This is a genomic window from Pseudomonas sp. Irchel 3H9 (assembly GCF_900187495.1).
GTDB lineage: Bacteria > Pseudomonadota > Gammaproteobacteria > Pseudomonadales > Pseudomonadaceae > Aquipseudomonas > Aquipseudomonas sivasensis.
In genome coordinates, this window is record NZ_FYDK01000002.1 from 394399 (window position 1) to 407218 (window position 12820).

The 12820-nt window shown below is 57.3% G+C and carries 18 protein-coding genes; 7 read left to right on the top strand and 11 right to left on the bottom strand.

Annotated features, from left to right (window positions below; translation table 11 throughout):
• Positions 1-19: 19 nt before the first annotated feature.
• From CKW32_RS07790 to CKW32_RS07800, 3 genes are all read right to left on the bottom strand, one after another.
• Positions 20-445 carry a GNAT family N-acetyltransferase gene (locus tag CKW32_RS07790; RefSeq protein ID WP_095184499.1) on the bottom strand — a complete coding sequence of 142 codons (426 nt, stop codon included), beginning with the start codon at positions 443-445 and terminating at the stop codon, positions 20-22.
• Positions 446-491: 46 nt separating this feature from the next.
• Positions 492-1691 (bottom strand): hypothetical protein, encoded by a 1200-nt coding sequence (locus CKW32_RS07795; protein ID WP_095184500.1) that lies wholly within the window; start codon positions 1689-1691, stop codon positions 492-494.
• A gap of 62 nt (positions 1692-1753) precedes the next feature.
• A complete protein-coding gene (locus tag CKW32_RS07800; RefSeq protein WP_095184501.1) occupies positions 1754-2245 on the bottom strand; it encodes a GNAT family N-acetyltransferase in 492 nt (163 codons plus the stop codon).
• Between the two features lie 205 nt (positions 2246-2450).
• Here CKW32_RS07800 and CKW32_RS07805 point away from each other — a divergent pair, with 205 nt between their 5' ends.
• Entirely contained in the window at positions 2451-2915 is a 465-nt protein-coding gene (locus CKW32_RS07805; RefSeq protein WP_095184502.1) for a GNAT family N-acetyltransferase, read from the top strand.
• Positions 2916-2976: 61 nt separating this feature from the next.
• Here the strand turns inward: CKW32_RS07805 and CKW32_RS07810 are convergent, their stop codons facing one another.
• A complete protein-coding gene (locus CKW32_RS07810; protein ID WP_095184503.1) occupies positions 2977-3744 on the bottom strand; it encodes a PaeR7I family type II restriction endonuclease in 768 nt (255 codons plus the stop codon).
• 42 nt (positions 3745-3786) lie between these two features.
• A complete protein-coding gene (locus tag CKW32_RS07815) occupies positions 3787-5496 on the bottom strand; it encodes an Eco57I restriction-modification methylase domain-containing protein (protein WP_095184504.1) in 1710 nt (569 codons plus the stop codon).
• A gap of 304 nt (positions 5497-5800) precedes the next feature.
• Between CKW32_RS07815 and CKW32_RS07820 the strand changes: the two genes are divergently transcribed.
• Positions 5801-6130, top strand: a complete 330-nt coding sequence (locus CKW32_RS07820) for a DHCW motif cupin fold protein (RefSeq protein WP_095184505.1) — start codon at positions 5801-5803, stop codon at positions 6128-6130.
• Between the two features lie 10 nt (positions 6131-6140).
• Here CKW32_RS07820 and CKW32_RS07825 read toward each other — a convergent pair whose 3' ends face one another.
• Entirely contained in the window at positions 6141-6623 is a 483-nt protein-coding gene (locus CKW32_RS07825; RefSeq protein WP_095184506.1) for a copper chaperone PCu(A)C, read from the bottom strand.
• Positions 6623-7228, bottom strand: coding sequence for an SCO family protein (locus CKW32_RS07830; protein ID WP_032889449.1), 606 nt, complete (start codon positions 7226-7228; stop codon positions 6623-6625). Before CKW32_RS07830 ends, CKW32_RS07825 begins: the two co-directional genes overlap by 1 nt.
• A 181-nt stretch (positions 7229-7409) precedes the next feature.
• Here CKW32_RS07830 and CKW32_RS07835 point away from each other — a divergent pair, with 181 nt between their 5' ends.
• Both CKW32_RS07835 and CKW32_RS07840 read left to right on the top strand, forming a co-directional pair.
• The gene (locus tag CKW32_RS07835) at positions 7410-7793 is read left to right on the top strand and encodes a DUF2946 domain-containing protein (RefSeq protein WP_032889447.1); all 384 of its coding nucleotides are present in this window, start codon (positions 7410-7412) and stop codon (positions 7791-7793) included.
• A gap of 62 nt (positions 7794-7855) precedes the next feature.
• On the top strand, positions 7856-8401 hold the full coding sequence (locus CKW32_RS07840) for a putative natural product biosynthesis protein (protein ID WP_095184507.1): 546 nt from the start codon (positions 7856-7858) through the stop codon (positions 8399-8401).
• Between the two features lie 124 nt (positions 8402-8525).
• Here the strand turns inward: CKW32_RS07840 and CKW32_RS07845 are convergent, their stop codons facing one another.
• Together CKW32_RS07845 and CKW32_RS07850 are read right to left on the bottom strand one after the other, a co-directional pair.
• The gene (locus tag CKW32_RS07845; protein ID WP_095184508.1) at positions 8526-8807 is read right to left on the bottom strand and encodes a hypothetical protein; all 282 of its coding nucleotides are present in this window, start codon (positions 8805-8807) and stop codon (positions 8526-8528) included.
• A 61-nt stretch (positions 8808-8868) separates the two neighbouring features.
• Entirely contained in the window at positions 8869-9345 is a 477-nt protein-coding gene (locus CKW32_RS07850; RefSeq protein ID WP_032889441.1) for a hemerythrin domain-containing protein, read from the bottom strand.
• Positions 9346-9669: 324 nt separating this feature from the next.
• Between CKW32_RS07850 and CKW32_RS07855 the strand changes: the two genes are divergently transcribed.
• Entirely contained in the window at positions 9670-9876 is a 207-nt protein-coding gene (locus tag CKW32_RS07855; protein WP_095184509.1) for a PLDc N-terminal domain-containing protein, read from the top strand.
• A gap of 62 nt (positions 9877-9938) precedes the next feature.
• Here the strand turns inward: CKW32_RS07855 and CKW32_RS07860 are convergent, their stop codons facing one another.
• A complete protein-coding gene (locus tag CKW32_RS07860; RefSeq protein WP_032889437.1) occupies positions 9939-10499 on the bottom strand; it encodes a type 1 glutamine amidotransferase domain-containing protein in 561 nt (186 codons plus the stop codon).
• Positions 10500-10839: 340 nt separating this feature from the next.
• On the opposite strand from CKW32_RS07860, the gene CKW32_RS07865 reads away from it, so the two are divergent.
• A complete protein-coding gene (locus tag CKW32_RS07865) occupies positions 10840-11271 on the top strand; it encodes a DNA methylase (RefSeq protein WP_095184510.1) in 432 nt (143 codons plus the stop codon).
• Positions 11268-12005, top strand: coding sequence for a DUF72 domain-containing protein (locus CKW32_RS07870; RefSeq protein WP_241150244.1), 738 nt, complete (start codon positions 11268-11270; stop codon positions 12003-12005). Before CKW32_RS07865 ends, CKW32_RS07870 begins: the two co-directional genes overlap by 4 nt.
• Here the strand turns inward: CKW32_RS07870 and CKW32_RS07875 are convergent.
• Entirely contained in the window at positions 11970-12755 is a 786-nt protein-coding gene (locus CKW32_RS07875) for a DeoR/GlpR family DNA-binding transcription regulator (RefSeq protein WP_095184511.1), read from the bottom strand. The genes CKW32_RS07870 and CKW32_RS07875 overlap by 36 nt on opposite strands.
• Positions 12756-12820 lie beyond the last annotated feature (65 nt).

Sequence of the window (12820 nt, forward strand, 5' to 3'; positions counted from 1 at the left end):
CCTGACGAGGCCCTGACCGTTACAGCTGTTTAGAGAGAAAAACGCGGCTGCTGCCTTGGGGCGCGCAGGGTATTTCCCCAAACCGCACCCATCCATTTTTCTCGTAAAACCCCGGCGCCTGAAAGCTGATGGTGTACAGCACCGCATTCAGGCAGCCCCGACGCCGAGCTTCGTCTTCAAAAGCTTGCAGCAACTGGCTGCCGAGGCCCGTGCCACGCAGGGAGTCGGGCAGGTGAAACAGGTCAAGGAAGGCCATGCCGAACGCTGTTCTACCCGTAATGCCTCCCAAGACTTCCTGGGTGTGCGGGTCTCTGATCAACACCGTCAAAGGGCGCCGGTCATGGTAACCGGCGGCCTGTTCGTTGAAGGCGGCCAGGCCGCTACTCAGGATACGCTCGGCGTCGGGGTTGGGTTGGTCGCTGATTTCAATCTGAGCATGCTGCATCGCGATGGCGTCCGTGTTGTGCCTAACCTTGGCGCTGGCCCGTGGTTCAGTGGGGCGAGGCGTCTGATGAGTGTTCGGGTGATGCTTGTCCTGTTTTGTTTCCAGAGGGCGTTGCAGTGTCTATTGCCGGCGCCGACTTCCTGGGTGTGCGAATCGCGTTGCTGCTTTGAGTGAGCACACAGTAGTCGGAATGTTCCGGCCACTCCTTGAGCGTTTTGTTGATCAGGCGGGTTGGGCACAAAAGCAGCACATCGCCGAAGGAAAACAGTGGGAATGCGCGTACCACGGGGTGACCACGCAATTCTTCGACCTCGCCCCAGATTTGCGTATCGAAATCTTCCGTGGCCCAGGTTTTTGTCAGCCAGAACCTGGCCTCCACCGGGTCACGCGCCTTCATGGCAAGCGCCGCCGAATAAACGATGGAGGCAGAACTTCCCGGTGCAACAACAATGACCATTGCCGCGCAGGCGACCACTGCCAGCAGGCTAAAGAACAGGCGCTTGAACAGGTCCCCCTTGCAAACATAGAACACCACCACGGGCAGTAGGGGGACGGTGGTGGCGAACATCGAGATAAACATCAAGCGGTTCATGCCGTCGAGCGTGTCTTTGTCGGCATAGGCGCTGTAGATCAAGCTGGCGGGAAATACCGCAGAGAACACCGTTGCAATCAGCAACAATGCAAGCATGAGGATGAACAATCCCCGTACCGGCCAGCTGCGAGGTTTTGCGGTACTCGCAAAGGTTGCACAGATGTCGACGGCAACGCGGAATCCGGGTAACGCCACCAGGCCAAACAAGGTGGCGGCAAGACCAACCAGGGTATAGAGCAGCGTGTCGTCACCGCTCAACGAAGGCCCCTTGAAGCTGTGCCACAGCATTGCAAGGATACCGCTCAATACCGGCACAAATAGGATGCCCACCAATTTGCGCTGTTGGGACGCCGCATCACTGAACAAGGACATCGTTAGCCCGAACAGGAATGTGGTCGATAACAGAATGAACAGGTACACCCCCAGCATGCCGGCCACGGCGGCGAGCCAGGGAATCAGCGCCGACTTGGCCTCCAGCGCAGCGGCCATCAGGTCCGGGCGGCCTATCGCAGTCGCGTAGGTGGACAGCGTATAAAACCCCAGCAATGTGCCCAGCCCCGCGAAAATAACGCTGAGGGGCGCCCAATAGATGGCCATTCGTTTGAGGTTTTTCTTAACAGCTTGTTGAAAGGTGGGCGGTGTTGCGTTGAGCACGAGGTGATTCCTTCCCTGGACAAAAATAGCGGTGATGTACCCGGAGCATGTTGGGCTGAGCGTTAAAGCGCCATCACCATCTCATGCCACGCCATCCCGCCGTGATCCGAAGGCGAAGGCCGAACATAGGTGTAACCCAGTCGCGCATACAACGGCACATGCCGCTCCTTGCACATCAGGTGAATGGTCCGTTTGCCTAGCGTTTTCATGCGCTGCACAAACTCGCTCATCAACACCGTGGAATAGCCGTTGCCCTGATGCGCTGGGTCGACCACCACCGACATGATCACCACATTGGGCGCCTCGGGTGCATGCCCCACCAACTCCTTGAATGCCTCGTCCGACATCACCACTTCATGGGCGCAGCCACTGTTGATAAATCCCACCACCTCGCCATCGGCTTCAAGAATCAGGAAGCCTTGCGGGTACAACGCAATGCGCGTGGCGATCTTCTCCAGGGTCGCGGCTTCGTCGCCTTCGTAGGCAGTGATTTCTATCTCAAAGCAACGGGCAGCGTCGGCGGGGAGGGCGTTGCGCAGGGTGAGGGAGGGCATGCAGGTTCCTGGGGCATTGATTGAAAGGGCACATGATAGATACAAACCCGCCACGTGGCACAGTCTACGGTGTATGTCGCGACATCCTGACTGTTGCACTGCCCCCAGCATCGCGCCACTCGATCGCGCTAATATAAAAAACACGTCTGGCTCCAAGGTATCGATCAGGCCTTGAAGTCACCAACACGCATAAAGGAAGGACCCTGTGCTGGAAATAAAACGCGCCACCCCCGAAGACGCCAACGCCGCTTTTGACATCCGCCGCGAAGCCATCCGCAGCCAATGCATCGGTGCCTACACCGCTGAGCAAATGGCGCTCTGGACTCGCGGCAGTGCCGACGATGGTTACAGCACGTTGATGGAAAAACCGTTTTACCTCGGCTGGGTAAACGATGAACCGGTCGCCACCGGCATGCTCGACCTCGACAACAATGAAGTGGGCGCGTTGTTTGTACTGCCGCAGTTCACCGGGCGTGGGTACGGCAAGGCGATGCTGGATCATCTTGAGGCGCTTGCGCGGGAACTGGAGTTAGCAGAGGTGGTGCTGGATGCGACGTTGAATGCGGCGAGTTTCTATCGGGCATGCGGCTATGTGGGGGAGCAGCCGGCGATCTACCGCTCGCCGTCGGGGCTGGAGTTGGCGTGTATACCGATGACTAAGCGGATTTAGCGCGGCTTGAACGGCGCCAAAAGGTAATACGTTTACATCCTCTAATTGGCGCTTGATTTATTTAAGCTTCGCTGTTTTGGATGTTGATGCTCTGGACGACTTCGCAATGTTTTGACAGCTTCAACATAAAGGTTTGTACGCTTGTTGATGCACTTACATTTGAGTAAGTGCCACTGGTTTTAGGTTCGTTGGGTGACGCTATTAGCGCTGTTGCGGTGTATAGCCCTTTCATCATAAGGCGTTTACACATTAAGTCGTAACGGTCGATATAGGAGATGCCCTTGGTTCGAGGGTGGGTTCCGTCCTTGCGGCGGGTATAAGATACATCTCTAACGGATTCATCCAGCAGAAAGCCAGGCATGACGGGGAAAAATGACATATTGATGTTGGGTGTGGCGCGACTAGCGGCGCTATCCTCAACCACGATGATGTAACCGGTGAATATATTTGCGTCTTCGCCAAATGCGGATTCTTCTATGGCTGTACGAAGATCCAGGCTGCTACCTAAGACTTCCTCGGTACGATTGTTAAAATTATTGCCGATTGACCCTACCTGAGACTTGAACTCAATGGCAGCGATAAGCTTGCCGTCATCCACTACAACGACATCCCAAGATTTGTGTGGCCGAAAAAAGCCAGGAAGTTGCGATGTGTTTCTTCCGATGTAGGCCTTTGCATTTGCCAGGCCGCTTTCTCTCACTACATGTTCAATTATGTGAACGAAAGCATTGAGAGTTTTTCCACCGAGAACGCCTTTGCCACCGTCTCGGACTGTCCAGAACTTAACGATCGCGTCTGTCACCCGCTCGTCTAACCAGCTGAGTTCCATATTAATTCCTTATGATTTTGGAGAATATATTGGCTGACGGGGCTATCCGCCGATGCACTTGATTTCTTCAGGGCTCATTCCGTACATTTTGAACGTCGCGGCATTACACGCTTTCAAATCTAAGTTCTGTGCGGCGTCGATAAGTTCGGCTCTGAGCTCGGAAGGTATGCTGTCCCAGGAGGGAAGCCTAATTCTACGCAGGTACTGAGCTTGGAACCTCATGAAACCACCTCTCATCTTCGTCGAGTAGGTGGCCACGAACAGCCGTGAAACAGCAGACAGCAATACCGCTTGAAGCGCCCTTAAATTCCATGAGTCGGAAGTGACGACGTATAAATTATGGTGCGGGTAAAGCTCGCCATTTTCATATACGACGTGTGCTTCACCTTTGATATCAGGAATAAGCAACTTTGGTTTTTTTGCGAGGGAGGGAGTAATTCTGTCAATGGTTTTATACCAGTTGGCAGGTGCTTTTTTTGCGCAGTGGCGCGCTTCGATAACTTCTCTTCTGGCGTTCAGATACTTTTTCAGGCGTGGGTAGTCCGACAGGTCGACGAGCCCTCCGTCGTCCTTGTAAGGGTTAATAACGCCTGCTCCTTTCCACAGGACCTCTCCCGTAGTGATGTCCTTTGTCGTTGCGAGTGGGAGTTTGCGGTCTGGCTCTACGTCCAGAGTGTTGAAGTCGCCTATAAAGGCTTTATCCGCACCCGTAGCGACGCCTATCCCGACCTTGCAACCCGCGCCCTCTAAACATGGGAATTCGGTTTCTAATCTGCGCACAAGGTTCAGTTGGTCGGAGGAGTCTAATAACCATGGATCTGCGCCATTAGGGACTTTGGCCAGCTCTCGTACTCCATTGGCCTCGTTCGGCCGATCTTTTGATAGCAGCCTGGCTGACAGGTCCGCTAAATATGCAGCCTCTATATTGGGTTGATGCGCGACTCTGGTCGTTCCGGATTTTTCACGGCTGATGATCGTCACTGCAGGATAAGCCACGACATTTGTATGAAATGCCGGGACATCAGTCATATCAACGTAGATCTGCAAGTGAAAGCTTTCAGCGACTAATCGGCGTAACGGACCACCGTACCGATTTTTCATCCAGCGATCCGCGCATATAAATCCTAAGTGACCGCGGGGAGATAGCAGGGAAAGGGCGCGCTCGATAAACGGTACATAGAGGTCAGCTCGGTCATAGAGCGTTTGATAACGCCTACGGTATTCTGCAAGCAGAGCGGCAGGAATCAACTCTTGCCTGACGTAGGGCGGGTTACCCACTACATAATCGAAATCACCCTCGAATGGCAGAAGTAAAAAGTCACCTTGAATCAGCCAAGTGCTGGCGAGTGTCTTGGCTGAGTCGGATGATAAGCCACGCTGTACAAGCAGGTTGATGACCGCTGTGTAGGTGCTTTGAAAGGTATCTCGGTGAAGTTCAACGCCGCGAATGGCGTTAGACAGATCCTCGATTTCGGATTCGTCGCCACCGTTTGTATTCCAGGCAGTGATCAGGCGTTCGATGGCTGGTAAAAGAAAGTCGCCGCTGCCGAAAGACGGCTCCATCAGCCTGAGCTTATGCAAGGGGCGATCACTGGTATACCCAGCGAGGTCTAAAATAAAATTAACGACTTCAGCGCGGGTGAAAAATGCCCCCAATGCTTCAGAGCTGCCGCCAGACGCCAGAGCTTCTGTCGCCGAAGCGATAGGGCACTCAAGTAGGGAGGGCTGAAAATAAATGGGTTGGGAGGGCATGGTTCATCTCATTGATTGCTAAACGGGGCGCAGAAGTCGTGCGAGCCTCGTGTGCGTAGGCGGCGTGGAGCAGCCTACGGGACGCTCTAGGATACATGAAGCAATGTGGGAAAAGAGGCCTGTCCCATGGACTTCAGGCGATGGCTTCTGGGAACCGGCTGCATCAGCGCGCATCCACGGGAACAAGACCGGCAGGATAACAAGCGTCGCCACCTGTATCCCACAAAAGCATGGGATCTGTGTCTGTCGCCTACCGTTGCAGGCCGATAGCCTTCCTCCACCACAACTCACGACTGAGCCCCCCATGAACCTCACCGCTGTCCCCTTTGGCACCACCGACTGGTCCGCCATCGACCCCGTCGTTTACCCCGGCGTTACCGGCCATGCGCTGTGGCGCACCTGCCATTTCGGAAACACTCGTGTACGCATGGTGGAGTACACCCCCGGCTACCTGGCCGATCACTGGTGCAAACGCGGGCATGTGTTGTTGTGCCTGGAAGGCGAGTTGGACACGGAGTTGGAAGACGGCCGTCAGTTCACGCTGACGACCGGGATGAGTTACCAGGTAGGTAATGACATGGAAGCGCATCGCTCATCGACGAGCGTTGGGGCGAAGCTGTTTATCGTGGATTGATGCAGCACGGTCAGTGCATCTTGCTGTGGTCCATATGGCTATGGTCCACACCATCCAAACCACGTGCTGGCGCGGTCACTTCCACGGTCTGCTGTTCACCCTTGGCGTTTTCCACCGTCAGGGTCAGCGGTACTTGGTCGCCTTCCTTGATCTGCCCGGTCAGGCCCATCAGCATCACGTGGTAGCCATTCGGGTCGAGTGTGACGGCCTTGCCTGCGGGCAAGGCCACTGCGTCTACCGGGCCCATGCGCATGACGTCGTCTTTCATGCTCATTTCATGGATCTGCACGTCCTTTGCCACCGGCGATGCCACACGCAGTAACTTGCTGTCGCTGTCGGCCGTGACGGTCATGAACGCGCCGCTGGACGGCTGGCCCTGCACCGTGGCGCGCACCCAGGCGTCGGTCACTTGCACCTGGGCGCTGGCGTGGGCGGCGAAACCCAAGAGGGCGAGGCCGAAGGTGAAGCGCTTGAGGTGTTGAACGGCAGTCATTAGCAGACCTCCATGACGGTGAGCAGGTCTTCTGCGCACTCTTTTGCGGTAAGGGATGCTTGCAGGCCCAGGCGCAGGTTGCCGCGCGTGTCGAAGACGAAACTGGTGGCCGTGTGGGACAGCGTGTAGGTGTCGCCGGCGGGGATCTTTTCATAAAAGATCCCGAACTCCTTGGCGGCCACGGCGATTTCTTCGGGGGTGCCGTACAGCGCTTCGAAGCTCGGATCGAAGGCCTTGACGTACTTGTCGAGAATCTCCGGTGTGTCGCGTTCCGGGTCGAGGGTGATAAAGATCACCTGCATGATCTCGCCGTCGCGGCCCATCAGCTTCTTGGCTTGGGCGGCGCGGGCGAGGGTGGTCGGGCACACGGCCGGGCACTGGGTGAAGCCGAAGAACACCACCGGCATCAGCCCACGGTAGGAGCTGAGGGTGACGGTGTCGCCCTCGGTGTTCTTGAGCTTGAAGGTGCGGCCCATGATCTTGTCGCTCAAGTCCTTGCCGTACTTGAAGTTCAACCTGGGGCTGTTGTCACAACCGGTCAGCAGGCCCAGACCCAGCAGGCCCATGCCGGTCAGGACCTTGCGGCGGGTGAATAACGTACTCATCAACTGTGCATCCTGTGAAACGCCTGCATTGCTCTGGATCTACACATCAGGCTTTGAAAAGGAGTAAACGAGGAGGGCGCCAAGTCTACCAACCCTGGCGATGGCACGTAATCTGCGACGTTCTGCCACAGGGGGCCGCCGTATTTCATCCCTTTGCGGCTTCGGTGGTAGAGTCGCCGCCATGAAATCGAGCCACCCCGACCGTTCGCCAATCGTCTGGACCCTGTACTTCTGCGTACTGATGAACCTGTTCGTGTGCGGTTTGGGCCATGGCCAGATGATGGGCCAGGAGCTCAATGGGATCGGCGGCGCGTTCTGTTCGGTGGACGGTAAGCAGGCGCCACTTTCCGACAAAGGGTTGGGCAGCCCGTCTTCCAGCAACATCTCGAACTACTTTGCCTGCCCGGTGTGCGCCTCGCTGACGGTCGCCCTCGTGTTCCTGATTGGACTGGCGTGGCTGTTGGGCCTCGGACAAACCCCGCGCCCGGCCCATGAACAACGCAACAAGGCGCCGCCGCGCCATGCCTGGCCCTCGGCCAATCCCCGCGCTTCCCCCGCATTCTGACGTGTGCCTTGGGCTTCCTGTGACCAGGAGGCGTTCTATCGTCACGACTGTGAGTGCATTTCATGAACCAACAATTGCCTGCAGGCGCCAGTCGCCTGATCAGCAAGGCGTCCCGTCGCCTGCGCGCGGAACCGGCGCGGGCTGAATACCCGAGTAACTCCCGCTGCTTCGTGCACCTGGATGCACGCCTTTTGCCCTACTGGCACACCCTGTTCGATATCTGCCCAGCCCTGCTCAAGCTCGACCCGCCCGAGGGCTTGAACCTGTTCCGCAGCTTTATGACCTGGGCCTATCGCAACCAGCCCGCGCAGGATTGGACCTACCACCTGAATGTGTGCCGCTGGTTGCTGAGCTCGACGTATCGCCAGCACATCGACGATGAACCCATCGAAGCGTTCATGGCGGCCGCCGCAGCGTGTTGGGTCAACACCGATACCAGCCACGCGCAGGGGGTAGTCCTGGCCTGGCAATCGATGACGGTGTTCGATTGCAAGCAAGCGATATTCGCCGACGCTGCACCCTCAGCCTTGCCACCTTCGCCATGGGATTTCGCCTGGTGCCCGTTGAACGCCCAAGGACGCTTCAACGGCTGGTTGCCTGTGCCTTGATCGGTATCAAGGCGCGTGCGTATTGCGTTGGCACCAAATGGTGCAGCACATCGCAGCGTCGGTGGCGTGGCCCGGAACAGCGCGCGCTGACTGACAGGCTGCGCTGCCGATTACGGTTGAGCTGTCAGCTGCCGGTGCGCGGTTTTTGCTGACGGTCTTTGTCTCTATCGTCGCGGTCATCAGGCTTGGGAGTTTTGTCCGGCTGTTTGACGGTGTCCTGGCTTTTTTTGCCGCTGTCGGCCGGGCTGCTCGGGTACGTGCCGGGTGGCAGCGCGGAGCCTGCAGCCCCGTCGCCTGCAACAACATTGGCTGCAGGTGTCGGGTTGTCGCCGAAAGCGGCGAGGGCGGGTTGGCCTGAAAGAGCCGTCAGGCAGAGTGCAAGCACGATCCTTTGTCTATTCGTCATGATTCAATCCTCTTGATTCATCGAACACACCCGTGGACTTGTCCACGGGTCGACGGGTGCGTCACGCAGCCATTGGCTTGTCCGCCATCGCCTTCTTATGCGCGGCCTTCATGGCTTGCATTTGTTCACCCAGTTCTTCCAGTAGAGCTTTGCCCAGCAGTTTCTTCGCTTGAGGAAACATCTCGGTTTCCTCTTCTTCAATGTGGTGTTCCAGCAGTTCCTTGACCACCTTCACCCGACCGGAAAACTCGGTGGTGGACGGCTCCGTCTGCTTCAGGTCAGGCAGCACCAGCGAGTCGACGGTGCGATGCTCTTCCTTGGCTTCGTGGTACATGATGTCCTGCTCCTTGCCGCCGGCTTTACGGAACGCCGGGTACAGAATCTCTTCTTCAAGCTTGGTGTGCAGGCTGATTTCCATTTCGAGTTTAGCCAGCAACTCGGTGCGCTTTTTAACCCCGCGTTCGGTGGATTCGCTCAGTTGGGTCAACAATGCTTTAACACGTTCATGGTCGGCTTTGAGCAGGTCGATGGCATTCATGATGAAACCTCACAGTCAGGGTACGGGCGCGTCGAGGTGCGCGCGTTGTCTGGTAGGAAATTGCATAAGTCAGACCATCATGGATGATCGGTTAAACGTCATTCGAATCAATAAGTTGAGATTGATTTTAGAAAACCTGTGTCGTGCAGCTTGCATGGTCGGTCCCCAACCAGGTTGCATTAAACCCGCTTCTACCTGCGCACTGGACAGACGGAGGTGGCTCGGCATGTGCCGCAACCATTGGGCGAGAGCGCCCTGGCGTAATTTCGATGGAACCCTTGGGGGGAATGCTTGACCTAACCCTTAGACCTCAGGAGGTGAATCATGGAAATAAATTATGTCTGGATCGGTTTGGCGGTAATTCTGCTGCTCTTGGAATTGTGGGCAATTAACGTCGTATTGCGCAGTACCGGTGGCTGGGAGACCAAGGGGCTGTGGCTGGTGATCCTGATCTTTGTGCCGTTGCTGGGCCTTATCGCATGGGCGATGTTCGGGCCCAAACGCGAGATGCCGGAACACCGCAAGAGCTGACGCCTAAGGCCGTTAGCAAACAGGCGCCCTATGGGCGCCTGTTTACGTTCAGGTGCCGGATATCAGCCAGCCAGCGCCTTGGCAATCGCCTCATTGAATGCCGGCAAATCGTCGGGTGTACGGGAGGTGATCAAGGTCCAGCCATTGGCGTTGCATTGCTTGACCTCGGCGTCGACCCAACCGGCAGCGCCGGCGTTTTCCAGGTCGATGCGGACGCTTTTGTAGGAGGTCAACGTCTTGCCTTTGATTACGCCCGCGTCGATCAGCGTCCACGGCCCATGACAAATGGCCGCAATGGTTTTGCCGTCGGCGGCGAAGTCCTTGATCAAGCGCAGCGCCGCTGCGTCCTGGCGCAGGGTGTCGGCGTTCACGGTACCGCCGGGGATCACCAGCGCATCAAAATCGCTGCTCTGCACATCCGACAGTTGCACCTCGGATTCCACGGTCCTGTCCTTTTCGGTATCACCGACAAACGTTTGGGTGCTGCCGCCCTTGCTAGAAGCGTGGGTCACCGTCGCGCCAAAACCGCGCAGCGCTTCCAGGGGCTTGAGCAACTCGTCGCGCTCGATGCCGGTGTTGGAGGTGATGATGAGGATTTTCTTTCCGTTGAGTTGCGAGGTCATGGTCGAGTGTCTCCTGGGTGAAGGGGGTTAATGGTCGTGTCTGGCCTGTCGCTTCCTGGCCATTTCAGCTTCGCCGATACCTGACTGTTGAGGGCGCGCGTGGGCAAAAGGTTTAAATTTTTTTGCGCCGATTTCTACGCTGAAATTTCCTTGAACTATCGAAATACCCAGGGCTCTGCTTTACACAGGACGCGATTTTTTGTGCGCCCTTAATTGCTTGGAGAGATACCGTGGCCGCTCCCCTAACTGCCGTTAAAACACCTGACCGTATAAGCTCGCAAGAGGCACCGAAGAGTGCAGACTCAGCCGCCACAGCTGATCGCAAGCGGGGTCAATAAGCATGGCGCGCGCGATTACCGCTGCTGAATTGGGGATCGAACTCAAGCCTGACGACGACAGCGGTTTGTTCAAGTGGTTTATCGCCAGTTTCCTGATGGGCAAGCGAATCCAGGCACCCATTGCCGCACAGGCGTACAGGGTGATTGTGGAGCAGCAGGGGCGCGACACTGCCCGCAAGTTGCAGCACTGTACGTCGCGAGAGTTGGTGGCAATGCTGGGGCGTGCCCATTACGTACGCTACGACGAATCTACTGCGCAGCGGCTGCTGGACCTCAGCGCGAAGCTGAACGCCGATTACGGGGGCAAGATCACTCACGTACGTCGCGCCAGTGCAGACCGAAAGGCGTTTGAGAACCGCTTGGCCGAGTTCGATGGCGTAGGTCCCAAGACCATCGAGATTTTCATGCGCGATGCGGCGGCGGTGCTGTTTTGACGGGTTTGTTGTACGTCGGCTGTGCGGGCTGGAGCTTGCCGCGTGAGCACTGGCCGGCGTTCAGCGACGCGGGCACCCATTTGCAGCGCTACGCGTCGCGCTTTAACGCGGTGGAGATCAACAGCTCGTTCTATCGTCCACACCTGCCGAAAACGTACGCACGTTGGGGCCAATCCGTGCCGTCTGCGTTTCGTTTTTCGGTGAAAGTGCCCAAGCGTATTACCCACGAGTTGGGCCTGCAGCGTTGTGAAGCTGCGCTGGATGAGTTTCTCGAACAGTGCGCGCCACTGCGTGAACACCTGGGCTGCCTGCTGGTGCAACTGCCTCCCTCATTGAGCTATGAGCCCTCCAGTGCCAGCGCCTTTTTCATGGCTGTTCGCCGATGTTTTGCCGGCAATGTGGTGCTTGAGCCGCGCCACGCCAGTTGGCTGGCAGCTGAGGCGATGTTGCAGGATTTGCACATAGGACGGGTGGCAGTCGACCCACCCGTGATCGACGCCACGCCCACCTGCGCGGGATGGCAAGGCGTGCGCTATTGGCGCCTGCACGGATCACCGCGCATCTATCACAGCGCCTATGGCCCGGAGCGTGTACTCGGGTTCGCAAGGCACCTGAGCCGGTCTGCTGCAGATGGCATTCCTACCTGGTGCATTTTCGACAACACCGCCAGCGGCCATGCGGTGGCTGATGCCTTGTACCTACTCGACCTCAACCCGCAACACTTCCAACCCTAGCTGCTCGTACGCCTCCACACTCGGCACATGCCACTCGGTGATCAACGTGTGAATCCGGCTGCACGGCGCCACCACAAACGGCTCCACCGCGCCGAGTTTGTCCGCCATGGTCACCGCGACCACCTGGGAGGCGCTGTCGAGCAAGGCTTGCTTGACCGCGACTTCATCAAAGTGCAGCGAGCTGATGCCTACTTGCGGATGCAATGCGCATACGCCGGTAAACAACAGGTCGGCCTTGATGCTCTGGATCAGGCGTACGGCTTCGTGGCCGCCGGTGGACAGCGTGGCCGGGTTGAGTTGGCCGCCGGCCAGAATCAAGGTCACATTGGGATGGTCGGCCAAGGCAATGGCGATCATCGGTGAGGTTGTGACCACCGTCAGCCGGATTGCGCGCGGCAATGACTGGGCGATCTGCAGCGTGGTCGAGCCGGAATCGAACAGCACAATCTGGCCGTCTTCCACCCTCTGTGCGGCCAACTGCGCGAGTTGGCGTTTGGCGTCATTGGTCTCGCCGACCCGGGTGAAAAAATCTTTGCCTGTGTCCTTGGGCCGAGGCAGGGCGCCGCCGTGTACGCGCTGCAACAGGCCGGCGGCGGCGAGTTCGCCGAGGTCACGACGGATGGTGTCCTGAGACACCGCAAAGTGTTCCACCAGTTCCGAGGCGGTGACTTTGCCGTCTCGCTCCAGCAGCAACAGAATCTTCTGTTTGCGAAGGGAAGGCAGGTCGATGGCTTGATGAGTGTCGTGCATGTTTTTGCGCTTTTTTGCGGGTTTGTGCGAGATTAGTCGCCCGTAGATATAAACGCAATCACTGG